At 65.2% G+C, this 16,513-nt stretch carries 17 protein-coding genes; 14 read left to right on the forward strand and 3 right to left on the reverse strand.

Translation table 11 applies throughout. The annotated features are described in order from the left end of the window. Positions 1-25 precede the first annotated feature (25 nt). From gyrB to AB9O74_RS07815, 14 genes are all read left to right on the forward strand, one after another. Entirely contained in the window at positions 26-2,485 is a 2,460-nt protein-coding gene (gene gyrB / locus AB9O74_RS07750) for a DNA topoisomerase (ATP-hydrolyzing) subunit B (protein ID WP_369348949.1), read from the forward strand. Positions 2,486-2,558: 73 nt separating this feature from the next. Then, positions 2,559-3,410, forward strand: a complete 852-nt coding sequence (locus AB9O74_RS07755; protein ID WP_369348950.1) for a lysostaphin resistance A-like protein — start codon at positions 2,559-2,561, stop codon at positions 3,408-3,410. Positions 3,411-3,481: 71 nt separating this feature from the next. Continuing rightward, positions 3,482-4,288 (forward strand): M48 family metallopeptidase, encoded by an 807-nt coding sequence (locus AB9O74_RS07760; RefSeq protein ID WP_369348951.1) that lies wholly within the window; start codon positions 3,482-3,484, stop codon positions 4,286-4,288. 142 nt (positions 4,289-4,430) lie between these two features. Further along, complete coding sequence (locus AB9O74_RS07765) at positions 4,431-5,627, forward strand: lipopolysaccharide assembly protein LapB (RefSeq protein ID WP_176990751.1); 1,197 nt, start codon at positions 4,431-4,433, stop codon at positions 5,625-5,627. Between the two features lie 257 nt (positions 5,628-5,884). Next, positions 5,885-6,442, forward strand: a complete 558-nt coding sequence (locus tag AB9O74_RS07770) for an energy transducer TonB (protein ID WP_026069914.1) — start codon at positions 5,885-5,887, stop codon at positions 6,440-6,442. An 86-nt stretch (positions 6,443-6,528) separates the two neighbouring features. After that, complete coding sequence (gene exbB, locus AB9O74_RS07775; RefSeq protein ID WP_176990752.1) at positions 6,529-7,287, forward strand: TonB-system energizer ExbB; 759 nt, start codon at positions 6,529-6,531, stop codon at positions 7,285-7,287. A gap of 57 nt (positions 7,288-7,344) precedes the next feature. Then, a complete protein-coding gene (locus AB9O74_RS07780; protein ID WP_176990753.1) occupies positions 7,345-7,770 on the forward strand; it encodes a biopolymer transporter ExbD in 426 nt (141 codons plus the stop codon). Between the two features lie 3 nt (positions 7,771-7,773). After that, positions 7,774-8,187, forward strand: coding sequence for a biopolymer transporter ExbD (locus tag AB9O74_RS07785; protein WP_176990754.1), 414 nt, complete (start codon positions 7,774-7,776; stop codon positions 8,185-8,187). 115 nt (positions 8,188-8,302) lie between these two features. Then, a complete protein-coding gene (gene cls, locus AB9O74_RS07790) occupies positions 8,303-9,763 on the forward strand; it encodes a cardiolipin synthase (protein WP_176990755.1) in 1,461 nt (486 codons plus the stop codon). 68 nt (positions 9,764-9,831) lie between these two features. After that, positions 9,832-10,092, forward strand: coding sequence for a hypothetical protein (locus AB9O74_RS07795; RefSeq protein WP_019184059.1), 261 nt, complete (start codon positions 9,832-9,834; stop codon positions 10,090-10,092). Positions 10,093-10,096: 4 nt separating this feature from the next. Beyond that, positions 10,097-10,840: a pyridoxine 5'-phosphate synthase gene (locus AB9O74_RS07800; protein WP_369348952.1), complete on the forward strand. Its 744-nt coding sequence runs from the start codon at positions 10,097-10,099 to the stop codon at positions 10,838-10,840. 285 nt (positions 10,841-11,125) lie between these two features. Then, positions 11,126-12,217, forward strand: a complete 1,092-nt coding sequence (locus AB9O74_RS07805) for a PA0069 family radical SAM protein (RefSeq protein ID WP_369348953.1) — start codon at positions 11,126-11,128, stop codon at positions 12,215-12,217. 101 nt (positions 12,218-12,318) lie between these two features. Next, positions 12,319-12,681: a hypothetical protein gene (locus AB9O74_RS07810; RefSeq protein WP_369348954.1), complete on the forward strand. Its 363-nt coding sequence runs from the start codon at positions 12,319-12,321 to the stop codon at positions 12,679-12,681. 359 nt (positions 12,682-13,040) lie between these two features. Continuing rightward, positions 13,041-13,238 carry a hypothetical protein gene (locus AB9O74_RS07815; protein WP_369348955.1) on the forward strand — a complete coding sequence of 66 codons (198 nt, stop codon included), beginning with the start codon at positions 13,041-13,043 and terminating at the stop codon, positions 13,236-13,238. A 32-nt stretch (positions 13,239-13,270) separates the two neighbouring features. Here the strand turns inward: AB9O74_RS07815 and AB9O74_RS07820 are convergent, their stop codons facing one another. From AB9O74_RS07820 to AB9O74_RS07830, 3 genes are all read right to left on the reverse strand, one after another. Beyond that, the gene (locus tag AB9O74_RS07820; RefSeq protein ID WP_319211604.1) at positions 13,271-13,981 is read right to left on the reverse strand and encodes a 2OG-Fe(II) oxygenase; all 711 of its coding nucleotides are present in this window, start codon (positions 13,979-13,981) and stop codon (positions 13,271-13,273) included. A gap of 109 nt (positions 13,982-14,090) precedes the next feature. Further along, positions 14,091-15,107: a class 1 fructose-bisphosphatase gene (locus tag AB9O74_RS07825; protein ID WP_369348956.1), complete on the reverse strand. Its 1,017-nt coding sequence runs from the start codon at positions 15,105-15,107 to the stop codon at positions 14,091-14,093. A gap of 131 nt (positions 15,108-15,238) precedes the next feature. Further along, positions 15,239-16,441 carry an aromatic amino acid transaminase gene (locus AB9O74_RS07830; RefSeq protein WP_369348957.1) on the reverse strand — a complete coding sequence of 401 codons (1,203 nt, stop codon included), beginning with the start codon at positions 16,439-16,441 and terminating at the stop codon, positions 15,239-15,241. Positions 16,442-16,513: the final 72 nt, after the last annotated feature.

The following is a 16,513-nucleotide window of genomic DNA, read 5'->3' on the forward strand; positions in this document are numbered from 1 at the left end:
ACCTGCGGAGCCTACGGCAAGCGCAATGACTGAAGAACAGAACATCCCCGCAAACAGCGGCAACTACGACGCCAACAGCATCACCGCCCTGGAAGGCCTCGAGGCTGTCCGCAAGCGTCCTGGTATGTACATCGGCGACGTCCATGACGGCACCGGTCTGCACCACATGGTGTTCGAGGTTGTCGACAACTCCATCGACGAAGCCTTGGCCGGTCACGCGGACAACGTCTCGGTCATCATCCATGCCGATGGCTCGGTCTCGGTGTCGGACAACGGGCGCGGCATCCCGACCGGCAAGCACGAGCAGATGAGCAAGAAGCTCGACCGCGAAGTCTCCGCGGCCGAAGTCGTGATGACGGTCCTGCACGCCGGCGGCAAGTTCGACGACAACAGCTACAAGGTTTCAGGCGGCCTGCACGGCGTCGGCGTCAGCGTGGTCAACGCGCTGTCCCAGAAGCTGCTGCTCGATATCTACCAGGGCGGCTTCCACTACCAGCAGGAATTCGCGGATGGTGCGGCGGTCAATTCGCTGAAGCAGGTCGAAGCCAGCAGCAAGCGCGGCACCACCCTGCGCTTCTGGCCGTCGGTCAAGGCGTTCCACGACAACGTGGAGTTCCACTACGACATCCTCGCCCGCCGCCTGCGCGAACTGTCCTTCCTCAATTCCGGCGTCAAGATCGCGCTGGTCGACGAGCGCGGCGATGGCCGCCGCGACGACTTCCATTACGAAGGCGGCATCCGCAGCTTCGTGGAGCATCTGGCGCAGTTGAAGACGCCGCTGCACCCGAACGTGATCTCGGTGACGGGCGAGTCCAACGGCATCGTCGTGGACGTGGCGCTGCAGTGGACCGATTCCTACCAGGAAACGATGTACTGCTTCACCAACAACATTCCGCAGAAGGACGGCGGTACCCACCTCGCCGGCTTCCGCGGGGCGCTGACCCGCGTGCTCAACAACTACATCGAGCAGAACGGCATCGCCAAGCAGGCCAAGATCAACCTGACCGGCGATGACATGCGCGAAGGCATGATCGCGGTGCTGTCGGTGAAGGTGCCGGACCCGAGCTTCTCCAGCCAGACCAAGGAAAAGCTGGTCAGCTCGGATGTGCGCCCGGCCGTGGAAAGTGCCTTCGGCCAGCGGCTGGAAGAATTCCTGCAGGAAAACCCGAACGAAGCCAAGGCGATCGCCGGCAAGATCGTCGATGCCGCGCGTGCCCGTGAAGCGGCGCGCAAGGCGCGCGATCTGACCCGCCGCAAGGGCGCGCTGGATATCGCCGGCCTGCCGGGCAAGCTGGCCGACTGCCAGGAGAAGGATCCGGCGCTGTCCGAACTGTTCATCGTCGAGGGTGACTCGGCAGGTGGCTCGGCCAAGCAGGGTCGCAACCGCAAGAACCAGGCGGTGCTGCCGCTGCGCGGCAAGATCCTCAACGTGGAACGCGCGCGCTTCGACCGCATGCTGGCCTCGGATCAGGTCGGTACGCTGATCACCGCGCTGGGCACCGGCATCGGCCGGGACGAATACAACCCGGACAAGCTGCGCTACCACCGCATCATCATCATGACCGATGCCGACGTCGACGGCGCGCACATCCGTACGCTGCTGTTGACGTTCTTCTACCGTCAGATGCCGGAGCTGATCGAGCGCGGCCACATCTACATCGGGCTGCCGCCGCTGTACAAGATCAAGCAGGGCAAGCAGGAGCTGTACCTGAAGGACGACCCGGCACTGGACGCGTACCTGGCCAGCAGCGCGGTGGAAAACGCCTCGCTGATTCCGGCCGAAAGCGAACCGGGCATCGAAGGCGTGGCCCTGGAGAAGCTGCTGCTCTCCTATGCCTCGGCCCAGGAAACGATCGCGCGCAACGGCCATCGCTATGACCGCCAGGTGCTCGAAGCGCTCATCGATTTCACCCCGATGGACCTGGAACACCTGCGCAGGGCCGGTGCCGACGAAGGCCTGGCCGCGCTGGCGACCCGTCTCAACCAGGGCAGCCTCGGCTCGCCGCGCTACACGCTGGAACTGCAGGAACCCACCGACGAGCGTCCGGCCGCCGTGCTGGTCACGCGTCGCCACATGGGCGAACAGATGATCCAGGTGTTGCCGCTGGCCGCGTTCGAAACCGGTGAACTGCGTGCCCTGCACCAGTCCTCGCTGCTGCTGCATGGCCTGGTCCGCACCGGTGCCAAGATCAGCCGCGGCGCCAAGTCGGCCGAGGTGGCCAGCTTCGCGGAAGCGCGCAACTGGCTGCTGGACGAGGCCAAGAAGGGCCGCCAGATCCAGCGATTCAAGGGCCTGGGCGAAATGAATCCCGAGCAGCTGTGGGACACCACGGTGAACCCCGATACCCGCCGCCTTCTCCAGGTGCGCATCGAGGACGCCGTGGCTGCCGACCAGATCTTCAGCACGCTGATGGGCGACGTGGTCGAACCGCGCCGCGACTTCATCGAAGACAATGCGCTGAAGGTCGCCAACCTGGATATCTGACACAATCGGGGACGGGCCGGCCGGGTGCGACCTGCACCCTGGCCGGCCATCGCTCCCCGATGCCAGGAATCCGATGTCTGCAACCACCCCGGCGTCCGTGACGCCTCCGCTGCCCCCTGCCGTTCCGTCATCGCCGCGTACGCCGGGTTCCCCGCTCGCGGGCTTCTTCATCGACCTGGGCATCGGCGCAGCGGTACTGCTGTCGCTGAGCCTGATCGGCGGGCTGGTCTGGGGGCTGTATCGCGGCGCGATCGTGGGCTACCAGGCCGCCCGTGATGGTACGGATGCCTCCGCCGTGGCGGGTCTGGCCCAACAGCTGGGTCAACCCGGTGCACTCGCCCAGATCCTGATGGCGCTGGTCGCCACCGGGGGCGCGGCGCTGGTGCTGTACTTCTTCCGTCGCCGGGCCACGCCCGCCGAACGTGCGCTGTCCTTCCAGGCCGCGCGTCGCCCCTCGACATGGGGGTGGACATTGCTGGTCGCCACCGGGGTGATCATCGGCAGCAACCTGATCGCCTGGCTGGCCAAACAGGCCGGCATCGAGCCGGTGCCAACCAATCTGGCGCTGATGGAACAGGCGATCACGCGCTTCCCGTGGTTCCTCGCTCTGTTTGCCGTGGTGCTCGCGCCGGCCTATGAAGAGCTGTTGTTCCGCCGTGTCCTGTTCGGTCGCCTGTGGCAGGCCGGCCGTCCGGCGCTGGGCATCGTCCTGAGCAGCCTGGCCTTCGCCCTCGTGCATGAAATCCCCGGCACGAGTGCCAACGGCCCGTGGGAAATCGCTCAGCTGTGGCTCGTCTACGGCGCCATGGGCGCAGCCTTCGCCTGGTTGTACCAGCGCACCGGTACCCTCTGGGCCCCGATCGCCGCACATGGGTTGAACAATGGCATCGCGCTGGTGGCGCTGATGTTCCTGGGCATCCAATGATCGATGCGCGGCTTGACGAAAATTTACGTCGCCGCGTTCCACACTGCGCACATGAACACGGGGGATCGCACATGAAACCAGTGCTGTTGGGAATTGCCATCGCCATGCTGGTGAGCGCGTGCGCCACCACGACCTCGCCGACCGGCCGCCGCCAGATGGTCGGCGGGGTGTCGCAGGCCGAACTGGATCAGCTCGGCGCGCAGGCGTTTACCGAAACCAAGTCCAAGGGCACGCTCAGCAAGGATCCGAAGCAGACGGCCTACGTGCAGTGCGTGGTCAATGCCCTGGTCGCCCAGCTGCCCCAACAGTACCGTGGCGTACGGTGGGAAACAGCGCTGATGGTCGACAAGGAACCCAACGCGTTCGCCCTGCCCGGCGGCAAGGTCGGGGTCAACACCGGCATCTTCACCGTCGCCAAGAACCAGGATCAGCTGGCCGGGGTGATCGGCCACGAGATCGGGCATGTCATCTCGCGCCACCACGAAGAACGCATCACCCGGCAGATGGGCGCGCAGACCGGCCTGTCGGTGCTCGGCGCCCTCGCGGGCGCGGCGTACGGCGAGGGGGCGGCCAGCACGGTCAACCAGCTCGGTGGCGCTGGCGCCCAGGCAGCCTTCCTGCTGCCAGGGTCGCGCACCCAGGAAAGCGAGGCCGATATCGTCGGCCAGCGCCTGATGGCCGAGGCCGGCTTCAACCCGGCGCAGGCGGTCGATCTGTGGCAGAACATGATGGCGGCCAGTGGCGGCCGATCACCGCAGTGGCTGTCCACCCACCCCGATCCAGCCAACCGCATCCGCGAATTGCAGCGAGACGCGCCGTCCCTGAGTGGTGTATACCAACAGGCCCAGGCAGCCGGGCGGCGGCCGAAGTGCGGCTGATGCCCCCGTATGCGACCAAAAGATGCTGTATTGCAGCATCGGAAACGATTTCTCACGCCATCAGTTTCTGATACGTTTGGCGGCTCAGATTTTTCTGACAGTCCGTTTTGATGCCGCTGCGGCGGTTCGATCGAGGTGAAAGATGATTTTCAGCAATCACAAGCAAGCCGTCCTTTCCGTCCTCATCGCGACCGCTGTAAGTGGCGCCATGATCACCGATGCCTTTGCCCAGGCCCGCTCCTCCGAGCGCGGTGCCCGCGGTGGGAAGAAGCAGGCCAAGGCCGAAGTGCTCTACCCGAACGCAACCCGCCAGGAGCCGGAGCAGAAGTCCTCGGCCAAGGTCGGCCCGAAGCTGCAGAAGCTGATTGACAGCTACAACGATCAGAAGTTCCCGGAAACCCGCGCGCAGGCCGAAGAGATCCTGGCCAACCCGGCCGCGAACAACTACGACAAGTCGCTCGCCGCGCAGCTCGCCTCGCAGGCCGCCTATCAGCTCGACGACAACGTCGCCGCCAAGAAGTACCTCGAGCAGGTGCTGCAGCTCGGTGGGCTGGACAACAACGGCCACTACCAGTCGATGCTGATGCTCGGCCAGCTGCAGCTCCAGGACGACCAGACCAACGAAGGCCTGGCCACGCTGGACAAGTATTTCGCCGAGACCAAGTCGAGCAAGCCGGAAGAGCTGATCGCCAAGGGCCAGGCGCTGTACCAGGCCGAGCGTTACGCCGAGGCCATCCCGGTGCTGCAGCAGGCCATCGCCGGCTCGTCGGAGCCGAAGGACAGCTGGAACCAGCTGCTGATGGCTGCCATGGCCGAAGGCGGCCAGACCGGTGAAGCGGTCAAGCAGGCCGAAGCCCTGGCCGCAAAGAACCCGAACGACAAGAAAGCCCAGCTGAACCTGGCCAGCATGTACATGCAGGCCGACCAGATGGACAAGGCCGGCGCGGTGATGGGCAAGCTCTACACCGCCGGCCAGCTGACCGACGAGCGCGAGTACAAGCAGCTGTACTCGATCTACGCCAACAGCGAGAACAAAGAAAAGGACGTCATTGCCGTTATCAATGATGGCCTGCAGAAAAACATCCTGAAGCCGGATTATCAGGTATACCTGGCACTGGCCCAGGCGTACTACTACTCCGACCCGCAGCAGGCGGACAAGGCGATCGAGGCGTGGCAGAAGGCTGCCCCGCTTTCCAAGGACGGCGAGACCTACCTGAATCTGGCACGCGTGCTGCATTCGGAAGGTCGCATTCCGGAGGCCAGGCAGGCCGCCCAGCAAGCGCTGGCGAAGGGTGTGAAGAACCAGGCGGATGCCAAGAAAATCATCAACCTGAAGTAAGTAGGAATAACGCCTGAATGCCTGCAGAAGTGATGCGCAGGCGCTCAGGATTGGTATAAGCTTGGAGGTTCCTGCGGTGTCATGCACCGCTGATCATGGGCTACCTGTCCCCGGGTATCCCGGCCCCACTAATGAGCTCTTGGCGCATGACGGAACAACTAGTCGTTCACAGGTACGAACAACGCGATGACACCGGCCTCTCCTGGCCGCGTATCGTGGGTATCGCTTTTGTAATCGCACTGCATCTCGCCGCCTTCATGATGCTTCTGATCCCGGCTGTGGCCCCCAAGGCCGTGGCGGAGAAAGAACGCAACATCATGGTGACCCTGGTCGACGCTCCGCCGCCGCCCCCACCGCCGCCGCCGCCGCCGCCGCCGGATGACACCCCGCCGCCGCCGGTAAAGAACCTGTCGCCGCCGAAGCCGTCCCCGGTTCCGCCGCCGCCGCAGGCTCCAGTGGTCGATATCCCGGACCCGCGTCCGACCGACATCGTCACGCCGCCTTCGCCGCCGTCGCCGCCGCAGCCCCCGAGCACCATCGAGGCAAGCGTCGACATCTCGTCGAAGAACATGAACCCCCCGCGTTACCCGCCGGCAGCGTTCCGTGCTGGTATCCAGGGTGAAGTCATCCTGATCATTGACGTCGATGCCAATGGCAACGTCACCAATGTGTCGGTCGAGAAGTCCAGCCGTAACCGTGACCTCGATCGCGCCGCCATGGAAGCAGCTCGCAAGTGGAGCTTCCGTTCCGCGGAATCGGGCGGGAAGAAGGTCGCAGGTCGCGTTCGCGTCCCGGTCAACTTTGCGCTGAACTGATAGTGGCCGGTGGCCCGCCGGCCACCGCCTCTAGCGGTTATTTCTAGCAATACCCTTTATCACCACACACAACAAAGGTAAGCGTCATGCTGCAGGAACTTTTCATCGCCGCTGCTGCCGGGGGCAACTCCAACGCCCTGTCGCAGATGGGCTTCGAGCACCTGATCCACGAGATGACCACCCAGCCGGGTGACTTCGCGGTCTCCTGGGTCGTGCTGCTGACCCTGATCATCATGTCGGCCATGTCCTGGTACTGGACCGTCATCAACATCTTCCGCGCTGCCCGTCTGAAGGCCGCCGCCGACAAGGTCACCAGCCTGTTCTGGGATACCCCGAACGCGCAGGACGCCATCCGTGCGATGGAAGAACAGCCGGCTTCGGAGCCCTTCTCCAAGATCGCTCTGGACGCTGCACAGGCTGCTGCGCACCACCAGCGTTCGGAAGGCGGCACCTCGGGTGGCCTGGGTGAAAACCTGAGCCGTTCGGAGTTCGTCGATCGCGCCCTGCGTCAGGCCGTGACCCGCGAAAGCAACAACCTGCAGTCGGGCATGACCCTGCTGGCCACCGTCGGCGCAACCGCTCCGTTCGTGGGTCTGCTGGGTACCGTGTGGGGCATCTACGGCGCGCTGATCAAGATCGGTGCCACCGGTTCCGCCTCGATCGACGCCGTTGCCGGCCCGGTGGGTGAAGCACTGATCATGACCGCCATCGGTCTGTTCGTGGCTATCCCGGCCGTGTTCGCCTTCAACTTCTTCAGCAAGATCAACAGCGCCACGATCAGCAAGTTCGATACGTTCGCTCACGACCTGCACGACTTCTTCGCCACCGGTTCGCGCGTTCGCTAATAGCGACGCGCGTCACCCAGCGAGAACGTAGTCAACACGATCTAGACGGAGCCCGTTATGGCTTTCAGTAGTGGTAACAGCGGCGGCCCCATGGCCGACATCAACGTTACGCCCCTCGTGGACGTGATGCTGGTGCTGCTGATCATCTTCATCATCACGGCGCCCCTGATGTCCCACAAGGTCAAGGTGGATCTGCCTGAGGCCAACCTGGTGCAGAATCCGGAAGACGCTGAAAAGCGGGCGAGCCCGATCACCTTGGCAGTCAAGGAAGACGGCTCGATCTACTGGAACGACGAGGAAATCGACAAGCAGACGCTCGAGTCTCGCTTGGCGACCGCCGCCCAGCAGACCCCGCAGCCGCCCCTCAACCTGCGTGGTGACCGCACCACCAAGATGCGCGTCATCAATGAGATGACGAAGATCGCGCAGGAACAGGGCATGCTCGACGTGGGCTTCGTCGCCACCAAAGAGAAGGGGCAGTAAGCCATGGCATTCAGTACTGGTGGTAGCCGCGGCCCCATGGCCGACATCAACGTCACGCCCCTCGTGGACGTGATGCTGGTGCTCCTGATCATCTTCATCGTCACCGCGCCGATCATGACGTACCCGATCGCCGTTGACCTGCCGCAGCGCGTGCTCAACCCACCGCCGGTGACTGTCGAACCGCCGCCGCCGATCGAGCTGAAGGTGGACGCCAGCAACCAGGTGTCGTGGAACAACAGCCCCGTGGCTGTGGGCGAACTGCAGCAGCGTATGGAGCAGGAAGTCCAGCGTGATCCGACCAACCAGCCGGAACTGCGCATCGATGCCAGCCCGGACTCCGAGTACGACGTGATGGCCAAGGTGTTGGCTGCCGCGAAGAATGCTCAGATGAAGAAGATCGGCTTCGTGCAGCAGTAATACGCAAGACGCAGTCATGACGCGACTGGAAAACGCCCCTGGAAACAGGGGCGTTTTTTTTGTGCCGCCGGCCGTGGATACGCGCCAGCGGCACGCCGCCCGCTATCATCCGGCCATGCTCGCAACCTTCGACGTCTTCGGGGACTGGCTCGATGCCATCCCCCACCTGCGCCCCCTGATGGTGGCGGCCTACATTCTCTATCTGCTGTGGCTGATCGGTTGGATCATGCTGCAGAAACGCGAGCCGGTCGCCACGCTGAGCTGGATCCTCTCGCTGGCCGCCCTGCCCTACCTGGGCCTCTTCATTTATTACCTGCTCGGCCCGCAGAAGGTGAAACGGCAGCGCCTGCGCCGTGGCCGTTCGCGCTCGGGCATGGAGCACTACAGCAGCGTCTGTCCCCCCGATGCGGACTGCACGGAGCTGGCCAAGATCGCCCAGGCCACCACCGGGCTGTCGCCGAGCTCGGCCACCGAAGTGGAGTGGCTGGTCGATGGTGCGGCGACCTACAGCGCACTGCTTGCCGCGGTGGCCACGGCCAAGGACCACCTGCACCTGGAGTACTACATCTTCAACCCGGACCACGCCGGCACCGCGTTGCGCGATGCGCTGACCGAGCGTGCGGCGGCCGGCGTGCGCGTGCGCCTGCTGCTGGATGCGGTCGGCTCGTCGTCCCTCCGCAAGCGCTTCCTGCAGCCGCTGCTGGATGCCGGTGCCGAAGTGGTCTGGTTCCATCCGCGGCAGCTGCTCAAGCCGTTCAAGCGGCCGTGGTTGAATCTGCGCACGCACCGCAAGCTGGTCATCATCGACGGCCTGCAGGCGTTCACCGGCGGCATCAACATTACCGACGAGGAAGACGAGAGCGTCCGCGCGGATGCGTATCGCGACCTGCACATGCGGCTGCGGGGCCACGTGGTGCGCAGTCTGCAGCTGGTCTTCATCGAGGACTGGATCTACGCCACCGGCCAGGAGCCGGCGCGCTTCAACATCGCCCAGCTGTGGCCGGAGACGATGCCCAGCCGCAGCGAGGGCAGCATCAATGCGCAGGTGCTGGTGTCCGGCCCGGATTCGTCGTGGGAGACCATCCACCGGCTGCATGTCGCGGCGATCCATGAAGCGAAGGAGCGGGTCTGGCTGGTCACGCCCTACTTCGTTCCCGGCGAGGCCGCGCGCATGGCGCTCACCTCGGCCGCGCTCGGCGGCCTGGACGTGCGCCTGCTGGTGCCCAAGATGAGCGACTCCTGGTTCGTCACCCAGGCCGCACGCTCCTATTTCGACGAGCTGCTGCAGGCAGGCGTCAAGATCTACGAGTACGGCCCGCGCATGCTGCACACGAAGGCGTTCATCGCCGATGACGACGTGTGCATCGTCGGCAGTGCCAACTTCGACCACCGCAGTTTCCGGCTCAACTTCGAGCTCTCGATGATGATCAGCGACACCGGCCGGGTAGCCGCACTGGCCGAGATCCTGCTTGCCGAGTACAGCAGCGCTTCGCCGGTGCGCAACGACCGCCAGCGCTCGCTGTGGCGGCACCGCGTCCCGGAGGCGTTCGCGCGGCTGGCCTCGCCGCTGCTGTAGCCGCCGCTCCCCGTGGAACCGCACCGGGCGCCAGCGCTACACTGGCCCGGTCAATCGGGGAGAACGACATGTACTGGCTCTTTCTGCTGTTCGCGCTGGCCTGTTTCGGCATGGCGCTCAAGACCCCCCACATGGGGCTGATGGCGCTGTCGCTGCTGGGCACCCTGGTGTTCCTGCTGGCGTGGGTCCGTGGCCTCTACGTGGCCCGCTTCGGCGATGTGCAGCCCACCCGTGCGGCCATCACCGATCCCAACGAACTCCGTCGGCTGCGGGAGCTCGCCCTCCAGGCGCGCACCCCGACCGCTCAGGGTGAATCCGACCCCTCGTAGTGCCATGACCCAACTCAGCGTCAACGTGAACAAGATCGCCGTCCTGCGCAACTCGCGCGGCGGTGCGGACCCGGACGTGCTGCAGGCCGCCCGTGTCTGCCTGGACGCTGGCGCGCACGGCATCACCGTGCACCCGCGCCCGGACCGTCGCCACATCCACGCCGAGGACGTGCTCGCGCTGTCCGCGTTGACGACCGAGCGCGGCGTGGAGTTCAACATCGAGGGCAACCCGTTCGCGCCCCCGCGTGAGGGCTATCCCGGGCTGCTGCCGCTGTGCGCGCAGACCCGCCCCGCCCAGGCCACCCTGGTGCCCGATGGCGACGGCCAGCTCACTTCCGACCACGGCTTCGACTTCGGCCGGGATGCGCAGCGCCTGCGCCCGCTGATCGCCGAGTTGAAGACGTTCGGCTGCCGGGTCAGCCTGTTCGTGGATGCGGGAAACCCCGACATCGCCCAGGCCGCGGCAATCGGTGCCGACCGCGTGGAGCTCTACACCGGCCCCTACGCCGAGGCGCATGCCGCCGGCGACGCCACGGCCATGCTGGCGCTGTTCGCGGATGCAGCCCGCCGCGCGCAGGCGGTCGGCCTGGGCGTCAACGCCGGGCACGACCTGTCGCAGGACAACCTGGCGGCGTTCCTGCAGGCAGTGCCCGACGTGCTGGAGGTCTCAATTGGCCACGCCCTGATCAGCGAGGCGCTGTACGCCGGGTTGGACGCCACGGTGAAGGGATATCTGCGGCTGCTCTGATGCGGCGCGTATCCCCGCCGCGTAAGGGCCCCGCATCCGGGAGGAGCCGACCGTTGGTCGGCTCAGCCGCCTGGTGACATGGCACGCCAGGTACCCGCCCAGACCCTGTGGATAATTTTGGGGATCAATTCGGCCCCCACCCCCGGCAACCCTTGCCCGGCGCGGGTTTCACTTCCAATTGCCCCTGTGGTTAGTAATACTACTAACCATGGAAATCTCCTATCTCCGCCGTTCCGACGCCGCGACGTCTCATTCCCTGAGACCTCGCGGCGATAGCCTTTGATCATGGGTATTGCGATCAAAGGCCGGGGCTCCAGCACGCACTTGGCGGGCCGCTTCGAGGTCACCGTCAGCGAAGCGATGGACGACGGCTGGGCGCCGGACGAGAGCGAGGAGTTCGCCGCGCCGCGTCTGCGCACCGAAGTACGCGCCGAAACCGCGCGCAGCATCATCAGCCGCAACAAGTCGCCGGATGTCGGCTTCAGCCAGTCGGTCAATCCCTATCGAGGCTGCGAACACGGCTGCTCGTACTGCTTCGCCCGGCCCTCGCACGCCTATCTCAATCTCTCGCCCGGTCTGGACTTCGAGACCAAGCTGTTCGCCAAGACCAATGCGCCGCAGCTGCTGCGCAAGGAGTTCTCGCGGCCCGGGTACGTGCCGCAGCCGATCGCGCTGGGCATCAATACCGATGCCTACCAGCCGATCGAGCGCAAGCTCAAACTGACGCGCCAGCTGATCGAGGTGATGCTGGAGACCCAGCACCCGTTCTCGTTGATCACCAAGAACGCGCTGGTCGAGCGCGACATCGACCTGCTCGCACCGCTGGCCGAAAAGCAGCTGGTCAGCGTGCACTTCTCGGTGACCTCGCTGGACCCGCACCTGTCCGCCAGGCTGGAACCGCGCGCCTCGGCCCCGCATGCACGGCTGCGCGCCATGCGTCGCCTGAGCGATGCCGGCATCCCGGTCGGGGTGATGGTCGCGCCGGTGATCCCGTGGATCAGCGATGCCGAACTGGAAGCCGTGCTCGAGGCTGCCCGTGATGCCGGTGCGTCCACCGCCGGCTACGTGCTGCTGCGCCTGCCGCTGGAAGTGGCCCCGCTGTTCCGCGATTGGCTCGACACCCACCACCCGGACCGCGCCACGCACGTGATGAGCACCATCAACCAGCTGCGCGGCGGCAAGGACTACAACAGCCAGTTCGGCACGCGCATGCGCGGCGAAGGCGTGTACGCGGATCTGCTGTCCAACCGCTTCAAGCTGGCCCGCAAGCGCCTGGGCTTCGACGCGCAGAACAGCCACTGGCCGAAACTGGACTGCACCCGCTTCCTGCGGCCGCTGCCGCCGCGGGTGGACTCACCCCAAGGCTCGTTGTTCTGACCCGCGCCCCGATGGACTTTGGGACGCGCCCGCCCAACAATCGGGCCAGGCACCGCGCCGCGGTGGTCTGACGTCCACATCGGACATCCAGGGGGAACCACATGTCATCGGCAGCCACCTCGGCCGCGTCCAACGCGGCCAGCATCGCGATCAATGCCGCCATCACCGCAGCGGTGCAGCAGCAGCGCGACGCCGTGATCGCACACTTTACTGGACGCCAGGCGCTGTCTCCGCAGAGCGCGATCGCGGCCGACACCATCGACCCCGCATTGCAGGTGCCGCTGAAGTATTACCGCGACAACGGCGTCATCCGCGATGCCGGCGCTGATCGTCTCTATCTGGACCTGGACGTGTTGGCCGGGCTGAAGGCCAAGGCGAAGCGCACCGGGCGCACTGTGTTGATCACGGTGATGGTGTTGGCGGTGGTGGTTGCAGCCGTCGTGGTGGTGCTGGCGACGTGGTAACACATGGGTTGCCCGTGTCACCCGGTGGCTGTGAATGCAAGGAGAGCGCGTCGGGATGAAATGGATTCATCGACTTGGATCGCCTTCCTGTGGATGCTCCCAGTGAACTTCGTAGTACCGGGCTGAAAATTGCGTACCGTGTTCCTCTAGGCGAACAGGAGCTGGTCGGGTTGTCGTTGGCGATCCTTGGAACCGTGGGAGCGACGGTTTCGACTCGCCGAGGCCGCGTGAGTCGTTCCGATACGGCCGCTGATCGATGACACGGGATAGAGCGAACCTTTGCTCAATCGGCAAGCATTTGAACGGATAGAGTGGAAGGCGTTGATCGACACGTTGAACTCAAGCCAAGGAGGAGGCACATGCTGGACCATCACTGGAGGATGGTGAATCTCGTGGTGTTCGTCCTGATCACGATTGGGACGGGAGTGAATGCTCTCTGCAGGATTGCAGACGGAAAATTTACCGGCGTGCACCAGTACGCGCTGGCTTTCTTTGGCTTGTTCACTCTATTCCTGAGTGTCGTCACCGTCATGACGATGCTGCGTAAAGATGATTGAACGCGGCAAGAGGCGAGCACCAGGCAGGGCGCTCAATTCCCACCAAACAATTTCTGCGCACTCTGGAAAAGAACCCAGCTCGTTGCAATGAACTTGTCCCCACCCTGCGGCCGGTTGCCCCGATGCGTGTGGGTAAACGCGGTCGGTGCGATCAACAGGCTGCCCGTGCGCGGCGCGACCTTGCGGCCCTGGAACAGGAACTCGGTTTCGCCGGCGTCGAAATCGTCGTTGAGGTAGAGCGTCCACAGCAGGTGGCGGTGCAGTGTTTCGCCGGCTGGATCGCGCGGATACAGCTCGCAGTGCCAGTACGGATAGCCGCCCTCGCCCGCTGCATACCATTGCAGATTGATGGCACCCGGACGCAGGCAGGTGCGGGCCAGATCGGACAACGCGGCGTCGTCCATGTCGGGGAAATCCTCGGCCGCCAACCGGCGCGGCTGGCCCTGACTGTCCTGGATCTGCAACATCAACGGCGAGATCAGGGCCTGTGGATAACGGCGTAGATAAGTCAGCAAACCCTTGAAAACCGCCTGCTGCAGCACCGCTTCCGCCTGCCGCCACTCGGGGCGCCCGCTGATCCGCAGATCCTTGCTGTGCTTGAGTTCCGGGAACACGCCGCTGCCCACTTCGCCCGGCTGCAACTGCGCACTGGATCGCATCTGGGCCCGCAGGGCCGCGCAGACCTCGTTGGGGACGGCGTTGTGGATTACTTCGATGAAATCGAGCGGCGCGTCGGCAGTCATGGGGTCGTCCGTGGGCACGAGTGGCCGATGGTGACCGCTGCCGTGGCCGATGTCACGCCGTTCCCACGTAACAACAGGGCTGACCGATCGGCCAGCCCTGTGTAGGAAATCAACCCGCCGCGCTGTCGTGTTCGCGGTGGTAACGGGTGGCTTCTTCCACCTCGTTGCGCGAGCCGAGGAACACCGGCACGCGCTGGTGCAACTGGTCGGGCTGGATGTCGAGGATGCGCTCGCGGCCGGTGGTGGCGGCGCCGCCGGCCTGCTCGACCAGCAGGCCCATCGGGTTGGCTTCGTACATCAGGCGCAGCTTGCCGGCCTTGGACGGATCCTTCGTGTCCCACGGATAGATGAAGATGCCGCCGCGGGTCAGGATGCGGTGCACGTCGGCCACCATGCTGGCGATCCAGCGCATGTTGAAGTTCTTGCCGCGCGCGCCTTCCTTGCCGGCCAGCAGATCCTGCACATAGCCCTGCATCGGGGTTTCCCAATGCCGCTGGTTGGACATGTTGATCGCGAATTCCTGGGTGTCCGCCGGGATCTGCATGTCCGGCGTGGTCAGCACGAACTCGCCTTTCTCGCGGTCCAGGGTGAACGCATGCGTGCCGTGGCCGACGGTGAGCACCATCTGCGTGCTCGGCCCGTAGATGCAGTAGCCGGCCGCGACCTGCGCGGTGCCCGGCTGCAGGAAGCTGGCATCGTTGGGCTGCTCGGTGCCCGGCGGGCAGCGCAGCACCGAGAAGATGGTGCCGACCGACACGTTGACGTCGATGTTGGAGCTGCCATCGAGGGGATCGAACAGCAGCAGGAAGTCACCGCGCGGGTAGGTGTCGGGCACCGGCTGGCAGTGATCCATCTCTTCCGAGGCGCAGGCGGCCAGGTGGCCGCCCCATGCGTTGGCTTCCAGCAGGATCTCGTTGCTGATCACGTCCAGCTTCTTCTGCGCCTCGCCCTGCACGTTGCCGGTACCGGCTTCGCCGAGCACACCGCCCAGCGCGCCCTTGCTGACCGTGATGGAGATGCTGGTGCAGGCGCGGGCGACGACAGCGATCAGCTGGCGCAGATCGGCGTTGATGCGGCCGGCATGTTGCTCTTCGATCAGATAGCGGGTCAGCGACGTCTGGGACATGGAATCAGGCGGCCTTCAGAGGAGAAGCGCCTATTGTCGCCCTTCGCTGGAGCCATTACGAGGCGCGGGCGGCGCCACATGGCAGAACGGCCGCGCAGGGCGGCCGTTCTGCTTCACAGGGGCGATATCGCTCAGCCCTTGCTGACGGTCGCCACGGCCTTGGCCACGTATGCCAGGTTGCCCTGGTTCAGTGCGGCCACGCAGATGCGGCCGGTGCCGACGGCGTAGATCGCGAACTCGTCGCGCAGGCGGTCCACCTGGGCGCGGCTCAGGCCCGAGTACGAGAACATGCCGGCCTGGTCGTTGATGAAGGCGTACTCCGGTGCGCCGGCGGCGACCAGGTTCTCCACCAGGCCATGGCGCAGGGCGTGGATGCGCTCACGCATCTCGGTCAGTTCCGCTTCCCACACCTGGCGCAGCTCGACGCTGTTGAGCACGCCGGACACCAGTGCCGCACCGTGGTTGGACGGGCTGGAGTAGATCGTGCGGATGATGCGCTTGACCTGCGACTGCACGGCCTTGGCCGCGTTCGCGTCCGGGGCGACCACCGACAGTGCGCCAATGCGCTCGCCATACAACGAGAACGACTTGGAGTACGAGTTGGCGACCACGAAGCTGTCGATGCCGGCCTCGGCGATGATGCGCACGGCGGCGCCGTCTTCGCTGATGCCCTTGTCGAAGCCCTGGTAGGCCATGTCGATGAACGGGAACAGCTGGCGGTCCTTCAACAGCTCGGCCACCTGCTTCCACTGCGCGACGGTGAGGTCGGCACCGGTCGGGTTGTGGCAGCACGCGTGCAGCAGCACCACGGTGCCCGGCTGCAGCTTGCCGAGGTCGGCCAGCATGCCGTCGAAGTCCACGCCATGCGTGGCGGCATCGAAGTAGGTGTAATCGACCACGTCGAAGCCGGCCGCGCCGAACACCGCGCGATGGTTTTCCCAGCTCGGGTTGCTGATCGCGATGGTGGCGTGCGGCAGCAGCTTGTGCAGCAGGTCCGCGCCGACGCGCAGCGCACCGCTGCCGCCGATGGTCTGCGAGGTGGCCACGCGGCCGGCGGCCAGCAGCGGCGAATCCTTGCCGAAGACCAGCTCACGGGTGGCCTGGTTGTAGGCCGGCAGGCCGTCGATCGGCAGGTAGCCGCGCGGTTTGGCGTCATTGGCCAGCTGCTGTTCGATCGTGTTCACGGCGCGGAGCAGCGGGATGCGGCCGCTCTCGTCGTAATAGATGCCCACGCCCAGGTTGACCTTGATCAGGCGGCTGTCGGCGTTGTAAGCCTCGGTCAGGCCCAGGATCGGGTCGCCTGGGACCAGTTCCACATTTGCAAAGAAGGACACGGCGGTACTCATTCGGATGACGGAAGGGGGAGGTGGCGCGACGCGGATCTGGCGGCAGAATCAGCCAAAACC

This window comes from Stenotrophomonas sp. JAG2 (genome assembly GCF_041080745.1).
In the GTDB taxonomy this organism is placed as follows: domain Bacteria; phylum Pseudomonadota; class Gammaproteobacteria; order Xanthomonadales; family Xanthomonadaceae; genus Stenotrophomonas; species Stenotrophomonas maltophilia_AA.

Excerpts from the sequence above, each read along its gene's own strand:
- AB9O74_RS07770 (WP_026069914.1), top strand. The coding sequence starts at position 5,885 with ATGATGCTTCTGATCCCGGCTGTGGCCCCCAAGGCCGTGGCGGAGAAA.
- AB9O74_RS07810 (WP_369348954.1), top strand. The coding sequence starts at position 12,319 with ATGTCATCGGCAGCCACCTCGGCCGCGTCCAACGCGGCCAGCATCGCG.
- gyrB (WP_369348949.1), top strand. The coding sequence starts at position 26 with ATGACTGAAGAACAGAACATCCCCGCAAACAGCGGCAACTACGACGCC.
- cls (WP_176990755.1), top strand. The coding sequence starts at position 8,303 with ATGCTCGCAACCTTCGACGTCTTCGGGGACTGGCTCGATGCCATCCCC.
- AB9O74_RS07785 (WP_176990754.1), top strand. The coding sequence starts at position 7,774 with ATGGCATTCAGTACTGGTGGTAGCCGCGGCCCCATGGCCGACATCAAC.
- AB9O74_RS07780 (WP_176990753.1), top strand. The coding sequence starts at position 7,345 with ATGGCTTTCAGTAGTGGTAACAGCGGCGGCCCCATGGCCGACATCAAC.
- AB9O74_RS07800 (WP_369348952.1), top strand. The coding sequence starts at position 10,097 with ATGACCCAACTCAGCGTCAACGTGAACAAGATCGCCGTCCTGCGCAAC.
- AB9O74_RS07760 (WP_369348951.1), top strand. The coding sequence starts at position 3,482 with ATGAAACCAGTGCTGTTGGGAATTGCCATCGCCATGCTGGTGAGCGCG.
- AB9O74_RS07815 (WP_369348955.1), top strand. The coding sequence starts at position 13,041 with ATGCTGGACCATCACTGGAGGATGGTGAATCTCGTGGTGTTCGTCCTG.
- AB9O74_RS07820 (WP_319211604.1), bottom strand. The coding sequence starts at position 13,981 with ATGACTGCCGACGCGCCGCTCGATTTCATCGAAGTAATCCACAACGCC.
- AB9O74_RS07825 (WP_369348956.1), bottom strand. The coding sequence starts at position 15,107 with ATGTCCCAGACGTCGCTGACCCGCTATCTGATCGAAGAGCAACATGCC.
- AB9O74_RS07795 (WP_019184059.1), top strand. The coding sequence starts at position 9,832 with ATGTACTGGCTCTTTCTGCTGTTCGCGCTGGCCTGTTTCGGCATGGCG.
- exbB (WP_176990752.1), top strand. The coding sequence starts at position 6,529 with ATGCTGCAGGAACTTTTCATCGCCGCTGCTGCCGGGGGCAACTCCAAC.
- AB9O74_RS07755 (WP_369348950.1), top strand. The coding sequence starts at position 2,559 with ATGTCTGCAACCACCCCGGCGTCCGTGACGCCTCCGCTGCCCCCTGCC.
- AB9O74_RS07805 (WP_369348953.1), top strand. The coding sequence starts at position 11,126 with ATGGGTATTGCGATCAAAGGCCGGGGCTCCAGCACGCACTTGGCGGGC.
- AB9O74_RS07765 (WP_176990751.1), top strand. The coding sequence starts at position 4,431 with ATGATTTTCAGCAATCACAAGCAAGCCGTCCTTTCCGTCCTCATCGCG.